The sequence below is a fragment of the Psychrobacter sp. S4(2024) genome, assembly GCF_036861305.1.
Classification (GTDB): domain Bacteria; phylum Pseudomonadota; class Gammaproteobacteria; order Pseudomonadales; family Moraxellaceae; genus Psychrobacter; species Psychrobacter cryohalolentis.
Genome location: NZ_JAZAQR010000002.1, coordinates 322465 through 347739, shown reverse-complemented (window position 1 = coordinate 347739; position 25275 = coordinate 322465). Strand labels below are relative to the sequence as shown.

19 protein-coding genes and 3 tRNA genes are annotated in these 25275 nt (G+C 42.7%); 19 read left to right on the top strand and 3 right to left on the bottom strand.

Going from position 1 to position 25275, the window contains the following annotated elements; translation table 11 throughout:
- The first annotated feature begins 129 nt into the window (after positions 1-129).
- The 19 genes from VLA57_RS06365 (at position 130) to VLA57_RS06275 (ending at position 20562) form a co-directional block, all read left to right on the top strand.
- Positions 130-206 (top strand) — tRNA-Pro (locus tag VLA57_RS06365).
- 92 nt (positions 207-298) lie between these two features.
- Positions 299-375 (top strand) — tRNA-Arg (locus tag VLA57_RS06360).
- Positions 376-415: 40 nt separating this feature from the next.
- Positions 416-491 (top strand) — tRNA-His (locus VLA57_RS06355).
- Positions 492-839: 348 nt separating this feature from the next.
- Positions 840-1775, top strand: coding sequence for a helix-turn-helix domain-containing protein (locus VLA57_RS06350; protein ID WP_020442614.1), 936 nt, complete (start codon positions 840-842; stop codon positions 1773-1775).
- 283 nt (positions 1776-2058) lie between these two features.
- A complete protein-coding gene (locus VLA57_RS06345; protein ID WP_333954626.1) occupies positions 2059-3147 on the top strand; it encodes a hypothetical protein in 1089 nt (362 codons plus the stop codon).
- A gap of 83 nt (positions 3148-3230) precedes the next feature.
- Positions 3231-4433: a type II secretion system inner membrane protein GspF gene (gene gspF / locus VLA57_RS06340; RefSeq protein ID WP_201532308.1), complete on the top strand. Its 1203-nt coding sequence runs from the start codon at positions 3231-3233 to the stop codon at positions 4431-4433.
- 519 nt (positions 4434-4952) lie between these two features.
- Positions 4953-5486, top strand: a complete 534-nt coding sequence (gspG, locus tag VLA57_RS06335) for a type II secretion system major pseudopilin GspG (protein ID WP_262880838.1) — start codon at positions 4953-4955, stop codon at positions 5484-5486.
- 441 nt (positions 5487-5927) lie between these two features.
- Positions 5928-6452: a protein-disulfide reductase DsbD N-terminal domain-containing protein gene (locus VLA57_RS06330; RefSeq protein ID WP_333954625.1), complete on the top strand. Its 525-nt coding sequence runs from the start codon at positions 5928-5930 to the stop codon at positions 6450-6452.
- 59 nt (positions 6453-6511) lie between these two features.
- On the top strand, positions 6512-8746 hold the full coding sequence (locus tag VLA57_RS06325) for a cytochrome c biogenesis protein CcdA (protein ID WP_333954624.1): 2235 nt from the start codon (positions 6512-6514) through the stop codon (positions 8744-8746).
- A gap of 473 nt (positions 8747-9219) precedes the next feature.
- Positions 9220-10653: a phospholipase A gene (locus tag VLA57_RS06320; protein ID WP_333954622.1), complete on the top strand. Its 1434-nt coding sequence runs from the start codon at positions 9220-9222 to the stop codon at positions 10651-10653.
- A 72-nt stretch (positions 10654-10725) separates the two neighbouring features.
- Positions 10726-11604 (top strand): ComF family protein, encoded by an 879-nt coding sequence (locus tag VLA57_RS06315; protein WP_333954621.1) that lies wholly within the window; start codon positions 10726-10728, stop codon positions 11602-11604.
- A 274-nt stretch (positions 11605-11878) separates the two neighbouring features.
- Entirely contained in the window at positions 11879-12352 is a 474-nt protein-coding gene (locus VLA57_RS06310; RefSeq protein WP_333954620.1) for a prepilin-type N-terminal cleavage/methylation domain-containing protein, read from the top strand.
- Positions 12352-12987 carry a type IV pilus modification protein PilV gene (gene pilV, locus VLA57_RS06305; RefSeq protein WP_333954619.1) on the top strand — a complete coding sequence of 212 codons (636 nt, stop codon included), beginning with the start codon at positions 12352-12354 and terminating at the stop codon, positions 12985-12987. The genes VLA57_RS06310 and pilV overlap by 1 nt, the downstream gene beginning before the upstream one ends.
- Positions 12987-13940 (top strand): PilW family protein, encoded by a 954-nt coding sequence (locus VLA57_RS06300; RefSeq protein WP_333954618.1) that lies wholly within the window; start codon positions 12987-12989, stop codon positions 13938-13940. Before pilV ends, VLA57_RS06300 begins: the two co-directional genes overlap by 1 nt.
- Before the next feature lie 25 nt (positions 13941-13965).
- Complete coding sequence (locus tag VLA57_RS06295; RefSeq protein WP_333954617.1) at positions 13966-14796, top strand: pilus assembly protein PilX; 831 nt, start codon at positions 13966-13968, stop codon at positions 14794-14796.
- A gap of 79 nt (positions 14797-14875) precedes the next feature.
- On the top strand, positions 14876-18718 hold the full coding sequence (locus tag VLA57_RS06290; RefSeq protein WP_333954616.1) for a pilus assembly protein PilY: 3843 nt from the start codon (positions 14876-14878) through the stop codon (positions 18716-18718).
- Between the two features lie 51 nt (positions 18719-18769).
- The gene (locus tag VLA57_RS06285) at positions 18770-19345 is read left to right on the top strand and encodes a type IV pilin protein (protein WP_333954615.1); all 576 of its coding nucleotides are present in this window, start codon (positions 18770-18772) and stop codon (positions 19343-19345) included.
- On the top strand, positions 19345-19797 hold the full coding sequence (locus VLA57_RS06280) for a type IV pilin protein (protein WP_333954614.1): 453 nt from the start codon (positions 19345-19347) through the stop codon (positions 19795-19797). Before VLA57_RS06285 ends, VLA57_RS06280 begins: the two co-directional genes overlap by 1 nt.
- A gap of 318 nt (positions 19798-20115) precedes the next feature.
- Complete coding sequence (locus VLA57_RS06275) at positions 20116-20562, top strand: pilin (RefSeq protein ID WP_333954613.1); 447 nt, start codon at positions 20116-20118, stop codon at positions 20560-20562.
- 356 nt (positions 20563-20918) lie between these two features.
- Here VLA57_RS06275 and VLA57_RS06270 read toward each other — a convergent pair whose 3' ends face one another.
- The 3 genes from VLA57_RS06270 to mutS form a co-directional block, all read right to left on the bottom strand.
- Positions 20919-21455, bottom strand: a complete 537-nt coding sequence (locus tag VLA57_RS06270; protein ID WP_333954612.1) for an REP-associated tyrosine transposase — start codon at positions 21453-21455, stop codon at positions 20919-20921.
- 208 nt (positions 21456-21663) lie between these two features.
- On the bottom strand, positions 21664-21987 hold the full coding sequence (gene fdxA, locus VLA57_RS06265) for a ferredoxin FdxA (protein ID WP_333954611.1): 324 nt from the start codon (positions 21985-21987) through the stop codon (positions 21664-21666).
- A gap of 92 nt (positions 21988-22079) precedes the next feature.
- Positions 22080-25187 carry a DNA mismatch repair protein MutS gene (gene mutS / locus VLA57_RS06260; RefSeq protein ID WP_333954610.1) on the bottom strand — a complete coding sequence of 1036 codons (3108 nt, stop codon included), beginning with the start codon at positions 25185-25187 and terminating at the stop codon, positions 22080-22082.
- Positions 25188-25275 lie beyond the last annotated feature (88 nt).

Here is a 25275-nt window from a genome sequence, read left to right as displayed (position 1 = left end):
TAAAAATAGGTGTTGACACCATCGGCGTTTCCCCTTAATATGTGCACCTCGATAGCAAGGAACGTTAGCCAGTTAGTGGCATTGCCAACAACCAGTTAATCAACAAACTATCGTGTTAATAGAGAATTTCGGAGTGTGGCGCAGTTTGGTAGCGCATCTGGTTTGGGACCAGAGGGTCGTAGGTTCGAATCCTATCACTCCGACCATCTATTTAAGAGCCTTACAGGCTTTTTTTTATGTATAATGGTTTGGTTTCTTGTATATCAAGCGGACCAAAATATGTAAAAGTCTTCTAAGAGCGCCTGTAGCTCAGTTGGATAGAGCATCTCCCTTCTAAGGAGGTGGCCGCAGGTTCGAATCCTGCCAGGCGCACCATTTAGCCTGCATATATTGCCGAATTTTGGCAACAGTTATGGCGGTTGTAGCTCAGTTGGTAGAGCCCCGGGTTGTGATCTCGGTTGTCGTGGGTTCGAGTCCCATCAGTCGCCCCATTTTTTTGCTGTATCCCTTCTATTTATATCTATATTAAAATCATTTAAAAAAAGCCGCTGCCATTTCTGGCATTTTTTTGTACCTGTCTATTTTATATCTTTTTTGCCTCTGTGATAGTCCTAAACCTTTTAAATCGCTCATGATCTAACAGTCTACTGGCATTTTTTATCATTTTTTTATGATACATATTGTGTCGTAAGGGCTTTATAAAGGTATATTAGCTGTACTGTCAAAGAAAAATTTATCTCAGTAGCACTATATTTTTAAATAAAATCGATCCTCATATTAATGCGATTTTTTTATTAAAGTGGCGCGTTATTGAGCAGCTGTTATTGAGGAAATGGTTAATGGATGCATTAAGCGTGTTACTACAAAATGTGCATTTATTCGATACGAAATACTATCGCTTAAATGGTACAGGCAATTGGTCTTACTCACTCACTAGACAAGATACGATTGTGTTTTATTTGGTGATGTCTGGTAGCTTTTGTATTGATATGGGCAGTGGACTCAGAGAAGCGCATGCTGGCGACATTATTATGATTCCTAGCTCGCACAATCATGTCAGTTACGCGCTCAACCATCATGGTGAGAGTGCCAAACCTTTGGATGAGTTGCTTACTAATTGCACGGAACAAGTGCTTGATATTCAGGGCGATGGTGATGCCCAATCATCTTTGATACTGATTGAATGCAAGTATGATAAAGAGATGATTCGTCCTTTATTATCAGTGCTACCAACGATATTGCCTGAAATTAATGATGAATCTGATGGTCGGTTCGAGGTGATTGATGTTGAGATTCGACTGCTGACGTTGGAAGCTGAGCATGAGCGGATGGGTAAGACAGCGATCATCAATCATTGGGCAAGTATTATGATGATTGAGTGTTTGCGGGTTTATATCGAAAGTTTGCCTGAAGCCACAGACAGTTGGCTAAAAGCCATGAAAGACCCGTTTTTAACCAAGGCATTGGTGGCCATGCACGAAAATCCAAGCCAAAACTGGAGCATTCATGAGCTTGCTGAAGTTGCAGGTATGTCACGCTCGAGTTTTGCGCAGCGTTTCAAAGACGTGGTTGGTATGCCACCGTTGACCTATCTGATTGACTACCGTTTGCGTCTGGCGGCACGTTATTTGCGCTTGCAGCAAAATAGTATCAGCCGTATTAGTGAGCTAGTGGGTTATGCCTCAGACTCAACCTTTAGCCAAGCCTTTAAGCGCGTGTATGGCATATCGCCAAAAGCATACCGCCAGCAATATCAAAAACAAAACCTTGCTTAGCCGCTGCTTCACACATAAATAGTCATCCAAGCTGTGTGATATTTTCTAAACTGAGTCAGTGATATAACAGTGTCTATCTGATAATAATTTTTCATCATTAGCATTTTGATCTTGCACAGCTGACAATGAGTGTAGGTTCAGGTACTATGGGATGACAATGAAGTAATAAGTCGCCTAGTTGCGACAGTGTTTTAGCGACCTATCTTTTATGCTTATATATTACGGTCTATCCAGAATATAGTATGACTTAGGTGATGTTTATTTTTGCAGCTGATGGTGTTTTATGACTGAACCGACCGCAAAACCAAGCGTAAAATCAAATGATCTACAAGATTCTTCTGCGTCTATTAATCATAAAGACAAAATTAATAGCAGAGTCAAAGCTAACAATAATCAGCATGACTCAAATCTTCAGCAGGAAAATAGTGCACAGGCAGGTATGGCTATTCGGCTTGATAAAGCGGCATTATTAGCATTATTTGTTTTGCCAAATGCGGAGGGCAGTTTGACAGAGACTAGTTCTGCTAATATAAATACTGCTAATCATACTCTAATAAACCAAAGCTCATCTATCTCTACAAGTGACAGTAGTGTTGCTACTCAGCGCGTAGCACTTTATCGGGCGCAGCATGAACGCACGCAGCAATTATATTTGGCTTCTGCTGCTATCCGTCCGACTTACCTTGTACATACCCTCAAAACACAATTTGCCGAATACCAGCAATATTTGCTTTCACAGCAGCTGGATAAACGCGGTTTGATGGATACGGATGCCATTGAGCGCTTATGGCAGCAGCTGCATGTGGTCGATGACATCATCGAAGATATTGTACGCCATATGCCAGCTCAGCAACCTGCAGGTTGGCAGTTGACAATACAGGATGGACATAATCCATTATGCTTTGCCACCGTCGGCAAGCTAAAGCATAATAAACCTATCTTTGATCAAGGCAGTTTGAACAGCTATGTGCTCGGGCACTTTGGCGTCAGTAGCTTTACTTACGATCGTGGCTATTATATAGGACATGTGGTTGGCTATTTATTCAGCTGTTATTTTTGCGCCCATTTATCTATTACCTATGGCGTGACAGCACTTGGTCAGGATGTGGTGAGTGATTATGATTATGCCAGCCTTGAAACCCCGCACATGGTCAGATTGTTACAAGGTTTAGACGGTTATTGCAAAAAACGTATTTATCAATTGGCGGTCATTTGTGCACGTCTCAGTGTGTTTGCCAGTGATAAGCGCATTGAGCGTATGCTGATCGCTGAAGTCAATGATTTTGATAAAAAGCTACAACAACAGCATTTAGATGTTCTATTATTGCAAGGCTTGATGCCGGATAGTAACGATTCTACGCCGCTTCTTTAAGTCGTCTATTCTTTTAATAAGCCAACTTTTCAAATCTTGATCTATCCTCTTTTACTCTTGACCGTCTTAGGATATCCGCTGCTATGCCCGCTTATCATTATAAAGCGCTTGACGATCGCGGCGGCATCCAAAAAGGCTTACTTGAAGGTGATTCTGCGCGGCAAGTACGCCAGCAGCTGCGTGATAAACAATGGACGCCCGTCGAAGTCAACGCCGTCAATGATAGGCAAAGTCAGCATAAAAGCCGCTATAAAAAACCCTCTGCTTATGAGCTGGCACTGCTTACCCGCCAGCTATCTGTGTTACTTGCTGCTGGTATTCCGTTAGAGGAAACTTTGGCAGCTGTCGCCAAACAATCGCCAAAAACCCATATCAAATCTTTAATGCTTGCCGTTCGCTCGCATGTCTTAGAAGGTCTCAGTTTGGCGCGCTCTCTGCAGCAAGCGGCGAGCTTTCCGCCACTATATATCGCTACCATTGCAGCTGGAGAAAAATCTGGTCATTTGGACTTGATCTTAAATCAGCTTGCCGATTACACCGAAAATCGCTTTGCCTTACAGAAAAAAATACAAGGCGCTATGGTTTATCCCATCGTGCTGATGGTGATGGCAGTTGGCGTAATTATGGGGCTAATGAGCTTTGTAGTACCAAAAATTGTCAAAGTGTTTGAGCAGTCCGAACAAGCCCTGCCTTTAATTACCCAAATTGTCCTTAGCTTATCAAATATTATTACCCAGTGGTGGTGGCTGATGCTGCTGGTGTTGGCAGGAACGGCGTTTTTATTCTATCGCTTCGCTCAGACGCAAGCGGGCAAACTTGCCATAGATAGTGCTGTGCTAAGATTGCCCATACTGGCACGCTTATCGAAAGGGTTGAATGCGGCGCGCTTTGCCAGTACGCTTGCGATATTGGTGCGCTCTGGTGTGCCATTGATTGAAGCGCTCCATATTGGCGCTGCGGTCACCACCAATTTGCATATTCAAAAAACCATCATTACCGCTGCAGATAGAGTGACAGAGGGTTCAAGTCTGTCGAGTCAATTAGATAAATCGCCCTATTTTCCGCCGATGATGGTGCAAATGATTAAAAGTGGTGAAAACTCGGGCGAGCTTGAAAATATGCTTAGCCGTGCTGCAAATATGCAAGAGGCAGAAGCCACCAATTTTATCAGTACCTTGTTGTCATTACTTGAGCCTTTAATGCTGGTGTTGATGGGTGTGGTCGTCATGATTATCGTAATGGCGGTGATGCTGCCAATTGTGAATATGAATGACTTGGCTGGCTAGTTTTTATTAACCTTAAATATACGGTCTTGTTAGTAATAGTTATTTTATTACCCTTATGCTTAACAGCATTTCTGTTTCCATATTTTGTATTTTCAAATACAGCCTCTATACTTCTGATGTTTTGGTTTATTTTTTTACTTATATTCTAATAATTTGACTTCAAATTTGGCTACGTTTCTTAAGTTTTGCTTACTGTTGTATATTATTGACCGACCAACGCTTTTACTGTTGTCAAATCTAACCTTGCGTTATAGTAAGTATCAGTTATAAGTAACAGTCAAACGCTATTTCAAAAGGTTAGCCATCATAGATTATTAATAACACATTGATCCAAATGACAACCTGCCTTCAATGCTGGATAAAAGTAAAACCATGGTTTATAGTAATAATCGTTTCAGTGCTCCTTAAGACACTGTAAATATGCCTGTTGTGAATGTGACGATAAAGGTAACTTAAACAAACGCCATCTTCATTATTTATATAACCTTGACGCGAAAAGCGATGCCAGAAGCGATGACTATGACTGATAATATTCGAGTAAGTACGATTTCACCAAGTAATATGGATGATACGCCAGAGTGTTTAGCGGCAGCGCAAAGTCAGAAAGCTGTTGCTTTATCAAGCACTCAGCGCGTAAGCAATCTCCAATCAGGATTTACCTTAATTGAAATCATGGTGGTGATTGTGATTTTGGCCATTCTTGCCGGTCTAGTGGTGCCAAAGGTGGTCGGACAAAGTGATAAAGCACGGGTTAAAACCACTGAAACAGCCCTATCAACAGTATCAAATGCGCTAGATATGTATAAAGTAGATAATTCGCGCTATCCAACGACGGCTCAAGGCTTAGAAGCACTCACCACGCCGCCAGCGGAAGCTAAGAATTATCCTGACGGTGGTTATATTAAAGGCGGATATCCAACGGATGGCTGGGAAAACGAGCTGCAATATGTTGCCCCGGGTAGTGAAGGTCGACCTTATGATTTATTTTCTCTAGGGGCTGATGGCGAACAGGGCGGAGAAGGGCAGGATGCTGATCTTTATGCTCAGCTATAAGCTCTAGCCTACTCAGTTATTTAGGTATTGTTTGCAAGCTATACCATGATAAATACTTTGGCGCTAAAAGCATCTTTAATGAGATTAATATATCAACCAATAAGACGTTATTGGTTGATATTTTTTATGAATATCAATAACTATAAATATCACTATAGTCAGGGAAAAGTAATATCGATACATCAAGTACTGCTGATATTCATTTTTCTTGCTTGCTGTGCCTACGCAGACAGAGGCTGCAAAAAATTTATATCAGCAGCACTGTAGCGCTTTTGAGATATTTTAACTATAACTTTAAATTCAGATAAACGGAATCTTAACCCTGCTATTTATTATTAAAACGAGTGACTATTTTCTATTGATTGTAAAAAAACAGCTGTTCTTCTAGTAATCCGAGGTAATCATATGTCTATAGAAACATCAAAATCGAAATCAATTATCATGAATAAACAATCAACTAAAAAGCCTTATTTGCTTGCTATAACAGCCACTGCTTTGATGACTACTTTGTCAATGACGTCTGTTGCGACTCAAGCTGCAGGTCTGGGGGAATTGTTTAGTAATAATAGTGCTCAGCAATCAAAATTTTTGCCCGTTGACAAGGCATTTCAAGTGACTAGCAGTACCAAAGCGACCACTAAAGGCACGCAGTTATCGATCGCTTTTGATATCACACCAGGTCATTATGTTTATAAAGATAAGCTAACCTTGAGTTTTCCAAAAGGTATCAGTGCCGCGCCATTTACCTTTAGCCAATCGCCGGTTTCTATTGATGATCCAACCTTTGGCAAGGTACCCGTATTTACGCAAAAAACTGTGATAGCAACGACTATGATGACGACCAAAAATGGTAAAGCGGCAAAGAATGTGCCGGTTGTGATTGGCTGGCAAGGTTGTGCTCAAGCTGGACTATGCTATCCGCCAGAAAAGGTTAAAACCACGTTAAACATTGCAGTCAAACGTTAGTCATTAATAGATAGCGCAAGTAGGTTGATTTATATAGTCGTTATAACAGGTAGTCCTTTATGTCCATTAAGACAGTAAAAAGCATTTCGTCATTTAAAGCGGTATCTACAAGCAATCAGTCTTCAAAAAATTTGCCATCAGTTGTAAATAAAGTGCCAAAGAAGTCATATCTGCTGGCACTAACTATAGCGAGTAGCTCGTTATTTGCAGGATTGACTGCGACGACTATGACGACGCAGGCAGCAGGATTGGGCGATCTTTTTAGTAGCAATCAAAGCGCTGGACAATCGAAATTTCTGTCAGTGGATAAAGCCTTCCAAGTCACGAGTAGCAGTAAAGCTGTCAAAGCTGGCACTCAGTTATCGATTAATTTTGATATCACTCCAGAACATTATGTTTATAAGAATCAGCTTAAACTCACTTTGCCTGCTGGCGTTACGGCGGCACCGTTTACTTTTAGTCAAACGCCTGTCTTAATTGATGATCCAACTTTTGGTAAAGTGCCAGTATTTGATCAAAAAAATATGGTAGCCACTACTACTCTGAGTATTAATGGCAAGAGCATTGACAATGCAGCGGTGGTGATTGGTTGGCAAGGCTGCGCCAAAGCAGGACTTTGCTACCCGCCTGAGAAAATAAAAACCACTGTCGATATCGTTGCAAGCTCGCCGCAAGCTGTGGTTAATACGACAAGTAATGTCACTGGTGTTGCTAAAGGCGATGTCAATCAAGAGACTACTACTAATGCAAATTCGGTAAATAATAGCAATAGCGTCACAACATCAGAGGCGCCAAATGCCACAAGTATAGACAGTACTGAGGCAATGAGTCCTGAAGCAGAGCGACCGCTTGCAGAAGAAGATGAAGTCATTGATTATGCGTTGTTGGATGATGAGGCTTTAGATGGAGAGCTTGGCGCCACCAATACGATTTCTGGCGCTGATACACCATTAGCAGATAATGCTGCTCCGACAAATAATACGCTAGCTACCGCAGATAATTTGGCTGATGGCGATCCGTTTGGCTTAGCCAAGCATCCTTGGTTGGCATTAGGGTTACTATTCTTGGCAGGGCTTGGCTTAGCGCTTACGCCGTGCGTACTACCTATGTTACCTATAGTCGCAAATATTGTCGCCCGTCAGCAAAATCCAACGGTTAAAAAAGGTGTCATTTTAACGACAAGTTATGCGATTGGGGTGTCGATTGCTTATGGGATACTTGGTGCTGTCATTGCTGTATTTGGTGAGTCACTCGGCATTATCGGCTGGCTACAAAACCCAATCATCCTGATCAGTTTTGCAGTAATATTTGTTTTGTTAGCCCTTTACATGCTTGAAGTATTTACCATTCGTTTGCCGCATTTTATCAGTAGTAAGATGCAGGGCTTAAGCCAAGCAGGCGATAGTAAGCTCGGTAGCGCTGGTGGCAGTTTAGCTGCTGGATTTTTATCAGCATTGGTAGTATCACCTTGTGTTTCTGCACCATTATTTGGCGCTTTACTTGCTGTCTCAACGATTGGTAATCCGCTATTGGGTTTTGCTGCCCTATTTATGCTAGGCTTTGGCTTGTCAGCGCCACTGATTTTGATTGGTGCTACCCAAGGCAAAATTATGCCAAAAGCGGGCGAGTGGATGAACTGGATCAAGCAAGGTTTTGCCTTATTGTTATTTGCCGTGGCGTTACTATTAATAGAGCGCGTCTTCATATCGTCAGTAATGTTACTGGTATGGGCATTATGGTTTATGGTTGTGGCAACATGGGCATGGAGCTGGCGTGGTAAAGGTCGAATGCTATCGCAAGCCATCGGTTTGATAGCTGGTATTTGGGCTGCTACTTTAGTAATTGGTGCCGCACTTGGTAATGATGATAGCTTACATCCGTTAGCTTCATTAAGTGCCGCCCCTATGTTAGTGCAGTCAGCTAACGGTCAAGCTGGCGCTCAAAATAATGCGACGAATAACTCAGATGAGCATATCACTACATTGGCAGAATTGGATGTTATCACTGCCGCCAATCCTAAAGTTTTGGTCGATTTGACCGCTGATTGGTGTATTGAATGTCGCATTATGGATAAGAATTTATTTACCAATCGTCCCGCACAAATGCAAGACTGGCAATTGGTACGACTCGATATTACGGAAACCACGGCAGATTCTAAGGCAATTTTAGCGCGTTATAAATTATTTGGACCACCAACTTTATTGTATTACCAAGATGGTCAATTGGTACAACAACAAGTGGGTGAGACTGGTCGTGCAGAGTTTGAGCAGACTTTGACGGCATTAAATAAATAATAGTCGTATCGGAAATCTTTGTTTTATTTCTTTAGATGCCTTAATACGATTCCTATAAAAAAGCCAACGTACTGTCATAGTATGTTGGCTTTTTTTATTTTTTATCAGAAGAAGGCTTGCAGCACTCGATTAGTTGTATTTCGTGCTAAATAAATCAACATTACTTTGAGAGCGTCATTAGTAAGACACTGGTTAAAGGGTTCATTTTGTCTTCTGTACTCAATATAAGCATTTGGTTTTATGCTACTTATCTTCATTTAGCACTACATTATGCAGCAATAAAGCTAGTATAGTGTGTACGTTTTCATTACAATAAAGCAACATTGCTAAAAGCGCATTATTCAGCGTGATAGCAACCTTTTATCTCCAAGTTATATTGAATTTTTATGCCAGTTTAGCGCCGACGCTAATAGTTATATCCATCATCTCATATATTCTGTTGACAATAACGATCAGTTGAATAAAGGATACTTATGTTTTTCAATATTACTTCGCAGCGCCCCTCTATAAATAAACCTGAAGCACCAAAAAAAATGATGATTAAAACGACTAAGCGTTCTCTACATATCGCCGTTGGCGTAGCGCTCACTTTTTTCACAGTACAAGCGCAGGCTGCTGATACAACTCAGACTAAGAGCTTGCAGCCTATGAATACCAATATCGCTGTGCAAAACGGCAGTGCGGTGAGCGAAGATTTTATTGCTCAGCAGGCGGCATTGTTTTTTGAATGTACTCAAGTACAGACCAGTTCTGCCCGTTTGGCATGCTTTGACAAGGTTGCAGAGCAAGGCAAGACGCCAAGTTATGTCACAAGTAAACAGCCAGTAGATTTGGCAAAAACGGTTATCAGTACGCTGTCAGGTAATCCCCAGGTGGTATTAGCACAAGAAACCAACGCTGTTGAAACGGCTAACGGCAATGCTAACGGCAATGTTATCGCTCAAAAAGTATCTGCTAACGCTTCACAAGATATTGAAACAAACTCGTCTGCTGAGACTGAAAGTTTAGATACGGTTGGACTGACGCAAAGAGAAGCGGAAGTATTAGAAAATGTCGGCGTGACGCAAGCGGATATCGAAAAATATACGCCACTAAGCTTAGCGTATGATCTTGATAAAAACAGTGAACGAGGTACATGGACAGTCAGAGCCTATCGTCCAACCTATGTTATGCCACTGTTTTATACCTTTGATCCCAATTTAAGCCCAAGTACATCCACTCGACCTCAACCAGAGAAGCCTTTTACGTCTAACGACACTCGTAATACGGATTTGAAGTTTCAACTATCATTAAAGACCAAAGTGGCAGAAGATTTGTTTAATACCAATGCTGATTTGTGGTTTGGTTATACTCAGGAGTCGCATTGGCAGGTTTATAATGAAGACAACTCACGACCATTTCGTGCAACCGATTATCAGCCAGAGGTATTTTTGACCCAGCCTGTGACAGCAAATCTGCCTTTTGGTGGACGACTGCGTATGCTCGGAGCAGGTGCTATTCACCACTCAAATGGTCAAGATGATCCATTATCACGCTCATGGAACCGTGCTTATGTGATGGCAGGGGCAGAGTGGGGCAAGTTATCTGTCATACCGCGACTGTGGTTACGAGTGAACAATGAAAATGATAGCAGTGAAGACAATGCAGATATCGAAGATTTCATGGGTTATGGCGATATCAAGTTCTTATATGATTTACCGAGTCAACAAAGTCTAAGTGGTACGTTGCGCTACAATCCGGGCACCAGTAAGGGCGCTGCGCAAATCGATTATACTTATCCGCTATCCAAAAACGTCAATGGTTTTGTGCAGGTATTCCAAGGTTATGGCGAATCTATCGTAGATTATAACTATGAAAATACCTCTATCGGCTTTGGTATCGTACTCAATGATTGGAAAGGGCTGTAACATTATTATCTATAACATCACTGTCTACAGTGACAGCCAATCATGCATTACTGTCTACAGTGACAGCCAATCATGCGTCACTTAGCGCCTTATCAGACCGGAATATGGCTGGCAGAGTATATAAATTTACGTTGCCAGTTATGTGCCGTTTATCGTAGTATCCCGCAATCACAGCTCTCAAAAAGTCACTCCTCATTAAACCCTTCATTATTCAGTCAAAACAGCTTATTAGCTGAAAACGCATCGCACTCTTTATCAAGTGACCATTCTTTATCAAGTAATCACCCTTTATCAAGTGACCATTCTTTTTCTACTAGTATATGCAAGCGATTCAATAGCCGTTTTAGTAGCGGACTGTTATGTCCCAGTTGCCATAGCAGTCTTACGTGGTTGCCCAAGCCGTTTGAAGTCGATATTACTGCTGGCATGACGCTGACCATTCAAGCAGCAACCTATTATGACTATCCCATGCGCCAAGCTATCAAAGCCTTTAAGCATCATGAGGATATGACAAAGCTGCCGTTATTGCTACATGCGATACGCCAGCTACCACGACCTCATGGTTGCCATCATGATAATAGCGTGATTGTCGCTATGCCAACGACCGATGAGCGTCTCATCAAACGTGGCTTTGATCCTGTCAGTATCTTGGCCGCGTATCTATCTAAGCACTGGGATATCCCTTTATGGCAAGGCATAAGACGTGTTGATGATACGGTCAGTCAGCAAGGCTTGAGCCGTGCCGAACGCCTAACCAACTTAGACAATGCCTTTGCGCTTATTGAGCCACCACCTGTCAAGCGGCTGTTATTGTTTGATGATGTGGCGACCACAGGGGCAAGCCTACAAGCCTTAGCCCGCACACTGTCCATTTACCCTATGCAATCCCCTAACGCCAATAATAAATATCATCTGTGTGCCTATGCATTGGCACATGGTAGCCAGTTGTAATAGCTAACAATATTAATTGGCAACTACTATTATGTTGCTAATATGTTGTCATCACGTTATATTAAATAGATAACTATCTGTCAGTAGACAGTGAGCCGTATAGATAAATGTAGAGAGTTAGAGCTTACTAGATGACTTGTTTTATGGAACATAAATTGCATGGCTATAATTGAATGTATTAGATTAAAGCCTGTTTAAATATCAAGTATTCACTATGACTGTAAAGCCAGTTCTAATTGAATGTACTAGCAGCTATATACGATAGGGATTTGACGTGAACGTATTTGCGAGACATCGACCACAGAAATTGCGCATGAGCAGCTCAGGGTTTACTTTGATTGAGCTGATGGTCACGATTGCCGTGCTTGCTATTATCGTTAGTATTGCTGCGCCTAGTATCAGTATGCAGCTTGCCAATCAGCGGGTGAAGTCGACTGCGGCTACGCTGGCAAATGCTTTATCAGAAGCAAAAGCTGAAAGTGTGATTCGTCGTCAAGATCAAGCAGTGTCTTATAGTAATGGAACTACAGAATCTGGCAGTATTACTATTGGGAGTATCAAAACATATCGCTATGATGTTAAAAGCAAAATTAGTGGGGTGACTGGTAGTATAACTTTTAAACCAAGTAAAGTTGCTAGTGCTGCTGCTACTTATACTGTTTGTGATAGCAATAATAACGCAACGGCGCGCCAAATTGAGGTTGATAAAGTCGCTAATATCACTACTAAATTGGGAGGAACATGTTAATGAGTAATTCAAGCTCTCAAAGTGGTGTTGGTCTCATTGAAGTTATGGTTGCTATATTGCTCCTGTCAATTGCCGTACTAGGTTTTAGTGCCTTACAAATGCGCGCAATCAATGCCACTGATGAGAGCTTAGTACGTACCAAATCTTTAACTTTAGTACGCAATTTGGCTGAAGTAATGCGCGCTTATCCTGAAGCCTATGTCACTGTTAGTGGTACAGATTTTACCAGTGCAGCACCGCCAAACGATGAACCACTAAAATCTGGTGCACTGTCGCCTGTACCAACTGTACAAGCCGTTATCACTAACGCCGTAGAGACTAGTGTAACCGTTGATTCAACATCTATTAGCATCAGCAGCTGCATAGCAACAGCATGCAATATTAACCAACTCGTTGCTCGAGAAGCGTTATTGATTCAACAGACAGCAGCAGCAGAAGATGTAGATATTGCTGTGGTGACCTGCCCTGATACAACCGAGCAAGCCATTCAAAAGCAGATGTGTGTGATTACCGCATGGAATGATACCAAAGCAATATTGAGTGACGCAGATACAGGTGATAATGCTAACGCTTGTGCCAATATCAATGGCGTTTATAAAACGGGCAGCCATTGTTTGATATCGGAGGCCTACTAATGAGCGCTTATCATAATAAAAGCTATCCATCTACTATCCAAGGCTTCACGCTTATTGAGTTGATGATATCGCTAGTATTAGGTCTACTCATATCAGCAGCAGTCATTCAGGTATATATCATTAGTACCCGTACGCTTACCGTACAGCAGAGTGCCTCAGAGGTACAAGATAGTACGGTTTTTGCCCTGCAAGCCATTGACGATCATGTTCGTATTGCCAATTTGGGCAACCCTATTACTAATATTACTGATGCATCGGCGCATGGCGGCGTAGTGTTAACTGGTAATAATATAGGAAATAGCAGTTACGCCAATACCGGATATCTGACCGTGAGTGCAGGACAAACTGGTACAGCGGGCACCAATGGCTGGACAGGGGTATCAAATACAGGCACAGCAAGCGATCAGCTGACCATTCAGTATAAAAACATCACACCCAATGATTTATATGATTGCGAAGGGGGAAAGGTCGATGCAGGCATTGATCAATGGGTTATTGAACGTTACTTTGTGCGTTTAGCCACAAATGCTACTGCCAAAACAGAGGTGCAGGATCTGGTCTTAGCTTGTGATGCAGGTCGCGTTGACAGTGCAAACGTAGTTAGTGGGTTTGGGGATAATGGCGAGGTCATTGTCTCAGCGATTGATCAGTTCCAAGTATTACTAGGAACCCTAACAGATATCAGTCAATTGACTTATCTTCCGGCAAAGACATATTTAGAGCTCACCGATAAACCAGCAATAACCACTGTTAAGCTTGGTGTCATCGTTCGTAGTAATACGCCATTAATAACCGATGCTGACAAATCCCAATTTACTGTCCTTGGCAACACGCAAACATTAAAAACGGATAGTGAGCGCAAAAAGTACTATCGTCGCAGTTACGAGTCCACCATATTACTGCGTAATGCGCGCGTGATGTCAGTCACTGGTCTTCCGTCTAGTGTCCAGTAGAGCTGCCTTATAAGAAGAGGATAATATGTCAAACATTCAGCAGAATCAGTATCCTAAAGTATCGGTTGCCACCCAGCAAGGGGCAGTACTGATCGTGGTATTGCTATTCTTAGTTTTGATCATATTAGCAGGCGTGATTGCTGTTAGACAGAGCACCACAGATCTGCGCTTGGCAACCAGTGACCAAATTAACGCGTTACTGCTACAGTCTGCTGATAATGCCAATCAAAGTATAGAACAAAGTATGAACGGCAGTAGTGACGCAGAGATTTATAATGACATGATATCGCGCTCAGGGCCGTTTGGTTACTTGATGCTAGATACCAATAGTATTAATCATGAGTATGTGTTTTGTTTTCGTCCCCGCGGACGGTTTTTTGATATCAATAAAGCCTCAATCATGACGCCAACTGGTACGGTAGTATCGGGTAGCGGCAGCGGTTATTGCGATACGACCAAGCCTGGCGATTATGTGAGCGCCCGTAATGCCAGTATGACGCAAGTCAATGTCTCTTTAAGCCCACCAAACAAAAATACTGAGTTGTTCAGTAGCTATACTATCGGGCAAGATAGTGGCGAGATATCAAGCCAAGCGTTTATGTTTGATATCTATAGCACGGCGGTACTGCCAGCTTATGCAGACACTAAAGTAGATGATGAGGATTGTTTCAAAAAAACCAGTAAAGGTTATGAGGTTACCAATAGCGAAGATACTATCGGCGGCTGCATGGCAAAAGCTGGCGTGCCAAGCACGGTGTTGTATGAGCAAGCCAACGTTGAGAACCAGTCACTACGCACTAAATGTGTCGACTTCGCCAAAGGCACAGGCAAGCTATGTATATTGCCATCCAGCTGATAGCGTTTCTTGAATGCAGCATTAGATACAGTCTAGTCTATTGACTAATCGTATTGATAATAACTAAAAGGACTGAGCCATGAAAAACTTACCTAACGAGATGCCAGTTGCCCCCTTATGGCGTACCAAAGCCTTGTCGTCTGCCGTGCTCCTCAGTTTGGCCGCGATGATGTCACAAACCGCGGGTAGTGCTGAGAGAAAACCTATCGGCGATCTGGAGATTTATCAGTCTGCAAAAGGCAATGGCGCCAGTATTTTTATGATGATCGATGTCTCGGCTAGTATGGGTAAGTCGAGCATTGAAACGGATTATAATAACAAATGCGACCAAGGCGGTGGTAAAGACGATAAAGGCAACGACAGAAGCTATGGTTATCAGACGAGTGAAACCATTACCGCTTATGTAAAGGACGAAAATGGTAACTATATCGAAGTGCAAGCGCCTAGAAGTGACGGTACCGATGCAGGAGGGACGTTCACTCCCAAGGGCTGTCAGGCGCAAAACGGCGGTGCCAAAGAGTTTGATCGACTATCGCGTCTACAAATGGCACTGATAGAACTATTTTCTGATAGAGTAGAGAGACAAAAAGGTAGCGAAAAAGTGGTCAGTAATGCAGGCTCACTACCAAATGAGTATGCTATCGGTACAGGGATATTTGGTTATGGCGATGGCAAAAAAGCCAAAGTGATCTCCCCGCTAGGACCACTTACCGCAGCTAAGCGCAGCGAACTAATTCAGGAAATCGCCAAATTAAGTGTGCAAGACAATAACAATAAACCAGTATCACAAGCATTGGCAGAAGCGGGCGCTTATATGATGGGCACGACCACCAAAACGGATAGTTCTTCTGGCTACAGTGGTTTTGATGACTCCGTAGATAGTGCAAAGAATGATGCAAAATCAAGATATGTATCACCATTAAAAGCGCAACAATGTAGCGGAGATGGTATCTATCTGTTGACCGATGGCGCACCTAGTGGCTCAAACCCCACGATAGCCAAAAGCCTGATGAACAAGTCGCTAGAAGGCAGCTCGCTGTCAGTAGCTAATTGTAATGCATTCTCACTACCAGCAGGTGCTGATACTGATTTAGGTTGTATGGCAGAGTATACCCAAAAGCTGCGGCAACTTGATAATCCTATAAAAACCGCAGTGGCAGGCTATGGTGATGCCTTTAAAGGTCTTACTAAAGAAATCACGGTAGATGGTAAGAAAGTAAAGGTAGCCAACTGTACAGGGACAGCCAGTGCAGATGCCAGTAACCTATGTAAGATAGGTGAGCGCTTTGATGATAACCCACCCGCTAGCGCTAATGTCTTTGGTAATGGTGGCTTTTACTATATCGCCGGCGAAAAAGGCGTCTCTCAACAAGAGCCCGTGATAGGATCTAGAAGCTCTGAGATGATTGCCAAAAGTATTGTAGACTTTGCAGCGACCTTAACACAGGTAATTGATACTGCACCCTCAGGGACTATCACGGTACCTGAAGATCCGTACAAGATATCGAATCAGCTGCCTTATGCTTATCTACCAATGCTAGAGCCTGATATCGCCTCAGGAGCAAGTATCTGGAAGGGCAACCTTAAGAAGTATAACCTCAAAAACGGTACTCTATATGGGAAGGCCAACAACACTGCAGATACTAGCAATTCATTAGACAACCTACTATATAAGGACGTTTCGGGTCGATTAAACGAATCAACTCGTGACATTTGGCAATCAGGCGACTTTCAAATAAGCGGTGTGACTGCCAATAATGAGATTGAGGCAGGTGGCGTCTACGCTCAGTTAAGCTCACCAAGCTCCGAACCAGCCAGTATCCGTACGCTATATGTCGAAGATGTCACCTCTGCGACTAACAGCGCCCCTACACTACGTAAGCTGAGCGTGAACAGTGAAGGTGTTGCTCAAGGTTTTAATAACCTAATAGACCCTATCTATGATGAGCTCAATAAGCGCCGTTTGCTAAGCTTTTTGGGATTCAATCAGGTGCTTGATCTCAATGGAGATCCTACAGACAACACTGCTGTTGCCCAATTGAAACTTGTTGCCCCAGCGAGTAAGACTACACCATTAGGCGGTGTAATACACTCCAAACCTACGGCAGTCTCTTATAGTTCAACTTTAAATGATAATGGGCGCATCATCAATCCTCGTGATGACTATGCGTTGTTTGGATCTATGGATGGTGCTCTACATTTGGTCGATGCGGATAAGGGTCAAGAAAAAGTCGCCATCATCCCAAAAGCAATGCTAGAGACGCAGCCAGAAGCGCTAGTCTCCGATTCCAAAACAGCCAAACTTGGTGTGCCCTACTTTGGAGTCGATGCGCCATGGCTTGTCACGACTGATTATAATTATAATTTAACAGGTAAAAAAGTAACGGTAGATAAATCAACTGGTAAAGGTATGTTCGCTTATGGTGGCCTACGTATGGGCGGTGAAGGTCTCTACGGTATAGATATCACCAATACCAATAGTATCGACCCAAATCTTGCGGTACCCAAGATGCTATTTACTATTACTCCAGCAGGTCTAGCTTCTAGTACCCCTGAAAAATCGACCACTATTGGCTTTGGACGTATAGGGCAGATATGGAGTAAGCCTGTAGAGGCCAAGATTCGTATGACTAAAGATGATAAGCCCATTGACGTACTTATCTTTGGTGGTGGCTATGATATGCAGTATGAAACGGATAGCTATGTGGCAACGAGCACTGCCCCTGCCAAGGGTAATGCCATCTATATGATTAATGCCAAGACAGGTGCGCTTATTTGGTCTACTAGCAAAGAGGTGAATAGCGGTAGTAAAGTCACCAGTGCTACTAATGCGAATATGATCCACAGTATCACTGGTGGCATCACCGTGCTCGATCGTGATAATGATGGTCTAATGGATCATCTATATGCTGCTGATCTAGGCGGGCAAGTGTTCCGTGCCGACTTTGAAAATGCTCGTCCTAACAAGTTTGGCTTTAGTGAAGTCGCCAGCTTCTCCAATAAGCGTCTGACACGGATACTTAATACGACCCCTACAGATAGCAAATTTACCTATCGCTTTTATGAGCGTCCTGTCGTCAGCTTCTACCGTAATGAAGGTGGCCCTAATAACGGCAAGATATTTGCGATGGTCAACGTCATATCTGGTAACCGTAGTGCGCCGCTATCCACACTGCGCAATAATGACACCCATGCCAACCGTGTCTATGGCATCATCGATAGCGATGTGACTAAGACCAGCCTATATGATGCAACGCCAACGCTAACTGTTCAAAACTTAACTGAAGGTAATCTGACCAACTTAGCTACTGAGCTGGGTGTCAATCCAGATGAAGCGAAGAAAAAAGCTGCCAAGGCGGCAATGATCGCTGGTACCAAGCAAGGCTGGTTCTATCCATTGACTCGCTTTGATGGTTTTAGTAATGTTCGCTACAATAAGGGCGTTGGCGATAGCGTTGTAATCAATGATTTACTCTACACCACAGTCTATAACCCTGACAAACAGTACTATGAGGTGAACAGCTGTACGGCGAAGATTGCAGGAGGATCAGAGCGTCAACTCTACTGTCTGCCTTATGGTATCTGCATGGATGATACTTCAAAATCAGGTACTGGCGGTTATGTACCAGCAGGGCAAGGTATCCAAGAGCTGACTTTAGGCGCCTATGATGCGGCAAACACCGATATAAAAGTGCTGATCGGGACGACGACCCTTGATAGCCGTGTTGATGCTACCAATCGCACTAACTATGGTATAGACACTCTTAAAGATGGTAGCAATATTAAAAACCAGATACAGTCTAACTCTGGCTCTACTACAAGCAAGCCAGTACAGGCAGGTGGCGATGGCAGTGCCGCTGAATTCTTATTCAATGAGCGTTATACCCTACAGCCCCGCGCATGGTATAAACAAACCCAGTAGCTAGTCATGGTGATAGGTTATCTTACTCGCCTTTATAATAGGACGCCGCATATGAGCAAGCTGCATATAAATAACACAGTCAGTAAGGCTGCGTATAGCGGCACACGCGGCTTCACCTTGATAGAGATGATGATTGTGGTTATGATTATTGCCATACTGGCCGCTATCGCTATCCCCAGCTATCGTCAATATGTAATCAAGAATGCTGAACGCGAAGCACAGGCAAAGATGCTCCAATTAGAGATAGAACTGGAACAGTGGAGAGCAAGGGCACTGAGCTATCAAGGGTTTAAACCGAAAGTTATCAATAGCGCTACCAATGACATTACCTATGCTTATGCAGAAAGTGACAATACCACTATCTATGTCCCAAGTGGCAGTACTTCAGCTAATTACCGCTATAAAATTACCCTTGTCGATAGTGACGATACAACGAAATCACTGGTAAAAGTCGATTTTAATAATAGTACAGGGCGCTCGTGGAAGATGCTTGCTGTCCCCAATAGTACAGGTGCCTTTGAGAATGCAAACAACATGCTAATGACCAGTACGGGAGTACGCTGTCAGAATAAAAGTAGCATTGCAATCACTGCGACTACATGCGGTACAGGTGAGGAGGATTGGTAATGAAGATAATAACGAGTTGCAAAACGGACCAGATACCTGTGTCGCAGCGCGGCTTTACCCTTATCGAGATGATGATCGTCGTCGCCATCATTGGTGTACTCGCCGCAATTGCCTATCCTAGTTATCAACGCTACGTTATCAAGACAAAACGTACGGATATGATGAGTGAGATGCAAAACATTGCCTCAGAGATTGAGAGCCGCAAGCTTGCTCAGGGTAGTTATAGCGCGATTAGTGCAAGTGTCAAAACAGATTTTGCCACCGCATACCCAAGGCAGGGTACTCAGCTATATGATGTGACCATAACCGATCCACTTGTTGCTAAGTGGACAATTACTGCCCGTCCTAAGACAGGCTCACAAATGGCAAGCGATGGTAATCTTAGTCTGAATTATCAAGGGATTAAATGTCGAGGCAGTGTCTGTGGTACGGGTGAAGAATGGACAAAATAATATAAGTGAAATAGAAATGTTGAGAATTTGACAAAAAATGTCAGTTATCTTTACCTTTCGTTACTCATGATAGGCAAACTGACAATTTTTAGTGGCTTAGGCGTAACATTTAAGGTTAGATAAAATAAAAGCAGAGAACGGTTAATAATAAATTGCGATGATAATTAGATATTTAGGTAAAAAGATAACGCTATCTATGATTTTGGCACGGTAAGTGCAGTGTTTATAGTAAGAAAAAAATAGATTATATCACTAAAGATAAAACGCGACTGTATCAACAACAGCCACTTATCTTTATATACCCCTAAAGGAGTTCTTATGAACACTGCTCAAAAAGGTTTTACCTTAATCGAACTAATGATCGTTGTTGCTATTATCGGTATCCTAGCTGCGATCGCTATTCCACAGTATCAGAACTATATTGGTCGTTCACAAGTACCAGAAGCGCCAACTTTATTAGCTGGTCTTAAAACACCTCTTACTGAACAAATTGCTAGTAGTGGTATAGCAACTGGTTGTGTAATGCCTTCTGGAGTTGTCACAAGCGGCAGTTATGTTGAAAAAATTGAGCTGACAAAAGGTGCTGCTAATCAATGTGCTGTTACTGCTACCTATAAATCAACTATTAATGATGATGTAAAAAGTAAAACAGTTCGCTATAAGTATGATATAACTAATAATTCTTGGACCTGTGATACTACTCTAGTCGCACCTTTTGCCCCTAAAGACTGTACCTCAGCAAGCACGTTACCAGCTTTAACTTAATAAATAGATCAAAATAAAAACAAAAAAACCAAACTTAATGTTTGGTTTTTTTGCGCCGGTTATTACTCAGCAAGCGTAGGCTGGGCTTCTAGCCCAGCTTAAATGATGTAAAGTTAATATGCTGAGCAAAATGCCCAGCCTACAAAGAGTCTCGTTTAATATCAAAAAGCCAAACGCTCTGTTTGGCTTTTTTGTGTTTAAAATTATTCAAAATTTTTTGCATCAAATATTTGCAAGGTTAATATGCTGGGCAAAATGCCCAGCCTACACAGATTAAACGATTAAATTTAATAAAAAACCAAGGGTAGCTCAGCCTACAAATCCCAAAGCCTATAAAGTTAAGCGAATATATGAGCTTACACATCATATCGAATGTTGATATTTTTATCATTCTCATCCGTTCCCCAATCAGCGGGATACACGCCTTTTTTAATCAATTTATGCAATGTGGAATATTGCCAGTTTTGAGGATTGGTGACGTAGCCATGCTTAACAGGATTATGATGAATATAATCCATATGTTGCCGATAGTCAGCGTCATCACGGATACGATGTTCCCAAAATCGTCGTTGCCAAATACCACGCTCTCTTTTTGCTTGTCGTGAGAGAGTAATGGCTTCGGTTTTATTGATTTGCCTAGAGAATTGGCTTTTGATACTCGCCACTATGACAGCGTAATTATCAGAATTTGGTGGCAAAGTAATCATTATATGGACGTGGTCAGGAAGGACGACCATCGCGTCTAATTTGAATTGGTGGTGTTGAATGGTTTTAGCGTAGGCATCACGAAACTTGTCAATATGAGTCAATAAGAGTGACGACTTTCTATCCAGTAGATTAAAGGTCAAAAAATAACAACCGCCTTGGGTTTTGTCACGAATATAGTTTCTCATAAGGCAATCAGTGTATAGACGAGGTGATGGGCGTAGGTAGGCTGCGGCTTTAGCGTAGGCTGGGCTTTTTAGCCCAGCTCAAATCATGCAAAGTTACCATGCTAGGCTAAAGCCACAGCCTACGAGATACGAATTGGAGTTAGGTTATAAATAAAAAGGCTAGAACAAAAGTCCTAGCCTACATAGTATCCAAAGTATCAGTTGTTACCTACTTCTCTAAATATTGAATTTTACCTTCTACGCCATCCCACTTTTCAGCTTCTGGCATCTGTCCTTTCATCTCAGTGATGTTTGGCCACTTTTGCGCCAGCTCAGCATTCAGCTCAGTGAACATCTCTTGCCCTTTTGGCACTTCATCTTCTGAGAAGATGGCATTGGCGGGACATTCAGGCTCGCATAGCGCGCAGTCGATGCACTCATCAGGGTCGATGACGAGGAAGTTCGGTCCTTCATAAAAGCAGTCTACAGGACAGACTTCCACACAGTCGGTGTATTTGCAAAGAATGCAGTTCTCTGTAACGACAAAGGTCATAGTACTGTCTACCTGTTATTGGATTGGGGCAAAATAGAATAGTGGAAAATTAGGCATATTTTAGCGCTTTTACCACTAATTGACAATTCCCTTTAATGACTAATGATTTCCTTTAGATGATAAAGTAAGTCATGTGCTTGCTTTGGCGTTAGGTTATCAGGATTAATCGCATTGAGCTCATCTTGTAAGCTAAACAAATGATTTTGTTGTGGATTATGACCTAATTTTTGAGTTTGAGTAGTATTACTGCTACTTGCACCTTCTACTTTACTTTCATGATTTTGCTGCTGTTTATCGTTTAACGACTTAGCTAATTCATTTTTATCATCAATGGTTTTTTCGTTTTCCGCTTTTAAATTGTCTATTAAATAACGCTTAGCATCATTTAATATCTGAGTAGGAATACCAGCCATCTTTGCCACATGCAATCCAAAGCTAGAGCTTGCAGCACCATCTTTGATTTGATGGAGTAATAATAATTGACCATCGACTTCACTGGCGGCGACATGCACATTGCGGATATTGGCATGATTGCTCGCATTATTTTCTATATTTTTTTCTGTGTTATTTTGCGCCAATTTTGTCAGCTCAAAATAATGGGTGGCAAATAACGTCAGGCAGCCAATCTCTACCAGTCGATTGACGCAAGCGTGTGCAATCGCCAATCCGTCAGTGGTTGCCGTTCCGCGTCCGACTTCATCCATCAGCACCAATGATTTATTGGTTGCTTGATTGAGAATATTAGCGGTTTCAATCATTTCCACCATAAAGGTTGATTTGCCACCCGCCAAATCATCAGCTGAGCCAATACGAGTAAAGATGCGGTCGATATCACCGATATGAGCGCTGGCTGCTGGCACAAAACTGCCGCAATGGGTGAGTAAAACAATCAATGCCGTTTGGCGCATATAGGTAGATTTACCGCCCATATTAGGACCGGTAATCATTAACAGTCTTTCAGGATTAGTATGACTGCCTAATGCGCAATCATTAGCAACGAAATGGCTGCTATGTTTGGCAGGAGTATTGCTGTGAGTATGAACAGGGTTTAGTGCGGCTTCGACGACGACATGACGACCTGCTTTGATATCGATACTGGTTTGACTGCCAGTATTGGATCTATTTGTATTCTCTGAATTATTATTCATGACTGGTCGCTGCCAGTTATAAATTGTCGCAAGCTGTGCCCAATTACTAAGCACATCTATTTGCGCGATAGCAGCGCTAAGCTGTTGTAGTTCAGCCAAGTGGCTACTTAATATAGTCAATAGTTCGTGATATAGCTGCTTTTCACGAGTCAATGCTAAGCTTTGCGCACTTAGATATTCGGTTTCGACCTGTTTTAACTCATCAGTGATAAAGCGCTCACTGCTTTTCAGGGTTTGCCGACGGATAAAATGCGCCGGTGCATTCTTTGCCTGCATTTTGGGCAATTCAAAATAAAAGCCGCTGACTTTATTAAAGCCTACTTTTAAACTCGGTAACTGGCTCTCTTGACGCGCTCGCTCTACCATTTCATCCAAGGTTACTTGGATATTGTCATGCAAATGGGTGAGGCGATCAAACTCTGCATCGTAGCCTGCGGCTAGCATACCACCATCACGAATATGCGCCGGTGGCTCTACGATAATAGCGCGCTCGATTAGCTCGGCGACGGACTGTACGGCAGGTAGCTGCGCAGGCAATTGCTGTATCAGCATGGGCAGCAATCCTGCCTGCTCATGGCTAATACCTGCATTTATCAGTAAAGTATTAAGCTGGGTGCTACTAGCAATACCATCAGCCAATTTACGCAAGTCACGCGGCTTGGCACTCATCAGCCCGATACGGCTACTGATACGTTCAATATCACCGATAGCATTTAACGTTTCACGTAAACTGCTGACCAATGAATGTTTTTCTAAGTTTTCATTAACCTGCTTATTTTCGCCAAAATTATTGTCTGACTGCAAAAGGCTAGTGATTGCATCTAAGCGCAGATTAATACGTGCATGCTGACGCAGTGGGCGCTTCATTTGCTGCATGAGTAAGCGGCGACCCATTGGCGTTTGACAATGATTAAGCACCGATATCAATGATGTACCATTGCTGCTAACGGGGGTAAATAGCTCAAGATTTTGCTGACTATTGGCATCAATGATTAAATAGTCATCATTATATTCAACGATAAGCTGGTTAACTTGTGGTACATGGCGTTGCTGGGTTTGCCGTGCATAGTGGATTAGTGCGGCGCAGCTAGACTGAGCCAGTGGCGCGTCACTAATACCAAGTCCATCAAGGCGTTGGACGTCAAACTGCTGGCAAAGGGTTGCGCTGGCATGCTCACGGTGAAAGTCATTAGCGGCAACTTCGATAATAGGGCAATCAAGATTTTGCCGTAGCCATAGCAGCCAATCTTCGCCATTACTACCACTACTGTCAAAACTGTTGCCAAGTGCCTCGCTAATAATACATTCACTCGGCGCAAAGCGTGCCAGCACCGTCAGCATTTGAGTTTGCAAACCTTCAATATCACCATGATGCGCGCTGAGTGTTTGCGTCGTTAGCGTTCCAGCAGCTAAATCCATTTGACTAATGGCAGCTTGCATAGGTTGTTTGCTGTTCGATTTAGAAATTTCGATATCAATAGCGACGACAGTCGGGGTGTGATTGGGTGCAATTAAGGCGTCATCAGTAATCGTACCAGCGGTCAGGGTTTTTACCACTTCACGGCGCATAATAGTGCCAGCAGTAGATTTGCTCTTATCTTTCTTCTGCTTATCGCCCATCGTCGGAGCATTGGAAGGGTTATTTGCATTGTCAGTGCCAGTGGCTGATTCGTCGATTTGTTCACAGACAACCACGGTTTGCCCAGCAGCGATCAATCTTGCCATATAACTATCTGCAGCATGAAAAGGCACACCTGCCATCGCAATCGTATTACCTGCTTTATCGGTACCTCGACGGGTTAAAGTAATGTCCAATATCTGTGCCGCGCGTTTGGCATCCTCAAAAAATAACTCATAAAAATCACCCATCCGGTACAGCAATAACGCTTGAGGATAGTTAACCTTCATATTGAGATATTGCACCATCATCGGCGTATGATCTGCCAAGTGGTAGATGGCATCACCTATCACCAATGAGTCAGAGTCAACTGGCACAGATTTTGAAGTGGGTTTAATAAGATTGTTATTTTGAGCAGAAGGTTTAACTGGCATGCAGAATCTCTTAAGTTGTCTTTTTTATTTATTGAATAGGGGTGTTTAAATAAGTTTGGCTAGATAGAAGGTTTTAGATGTAAAGGCT

Excerpts from the sequence above, each read along its gene's own strand:
- VLA57_RS06325 (WP_333954624.1), top strand. The coding sequence starts at position 6,512 with ATGTCCATTAAGACAGTAAAAAGCATTTCGTCATTTAAAGCGGTATCT.
- VLA57_RS06315 (WP_333954621.1), top strand. The coding sequence starts at position 10,726 with ATGCGTCACTTAGCGCCTTATCAGACCGGAATATGGCTGGCAGAGTAT.
- VLA57_RS06290 (WP_333954616.1), top strand. The coding sequence starts at position 14,876 with ATGAAAAACTTACCTAACGAGATGCCAGTTGCCCCCTTATGGCGTACC.
- VLA57_RS06320 (WP_333954622.1), top strand. The coding sequence starts at position 9,220 with ATGTTTTTCAATATTACTTCGCAGCGCCCCTCTATAAATAAACCTGAA.
- VLA57_RS06280 (WP_333954614.1), top strand. The coding sequence starts at position 19,345 with ATGAAGATAATAACGAGTTGCAAAACGGACCAGATACCTGTGTCGCAG.
- fdxA (WP_333954611.1), bottom strand. The coding sequence starts at position 21,987 with ATGACCTTTGTCGTTACAGAGAACTGCATTCTTTGCAAATACACCGAC.
- VLA57_RS06295 (WP_333954617.1), top strand. The coding sequence starts at position 13,966 with ATGTCAAACATTCAGCAGAATCAGTATCCTAAAGTATCGGTTGCCACC.
- VLA57_RS06330 (WP_333954625.1), top strand. The coding sequence starts at position 5,928 with ATGAATAAACAATCAACTAAAAAGCCTTATTTGCTTGCTATAACAGCC.
- VLA57_RS06345 (WP_333954626.1), top strand. The coding sequence starts at position 2,059 with ATGACTGAACCGACCGCAAAACCAAGCGTAAAATCAAATGATCTACAA.
- mutS (WP_333954610.1), bottom strand. The coding sequence starts at position 25,187 with ATGCCAGTTAAACCTTCTGCTCAAAATAACAATCTTATTAAACCCACT.
- gspF (WP_201532308.1), top strand. The coding sequence starts at position 3,231 with ATGCCCGCTTATCATTATAAAGCGCTTGACGATCGCGGCGGCATCCAA.
- VLA57_RS06350 (WP_020442614.1), top strand. The coding sequence starts at position 840 with ATGGATGCATTAAGCGTGTTACTACAAAATGTGCATTTATTCGATACG.
- pilV (WP_333954619.1), top strand. The coding sequence starts at position 12,352 with ATGAGTAATTCAAGCTCTCAAAGTGGTGTTGGTCTCATTGAAGTTATG.
- VLA57_RS06275 (WP_333954613.1), top strand. The coding sequence starts at position 20,116 with ATGAACACTGCTCAAAAAGGTTTTACCTTAATCGAACTAATGATCGTT.
- VLA57_RS06300 (WP_333954618.1), top strand. The coding sequence starts at position 12,987 with ATGAGCGCTTATCATAATAAAAGCTATCCATCTACTATCCAAGGCTTC.
- gspG (WP_262880838.1), top strand. The coding sequence starts at position 4,953 with ATGACTGATAATATTCGAGTAAGTACGATTTCACCAAGTAATATGGAT.
- VLA57_RS06270 (WP_333954612.1), bottom strand. The coding sequence starts at position 21,455 with ATGAGAAACTATATTCGTGACAAAACCCAAGGCGGTTGTTATTTTTTG.
- VLA57_RS06285 (WP_333954615.1), top strand. The coding sequence starts at position 18,770 with ATGAGCAAGCTGCATATAAATAACACAGTCAGTAAGGCTGCGTATAGC.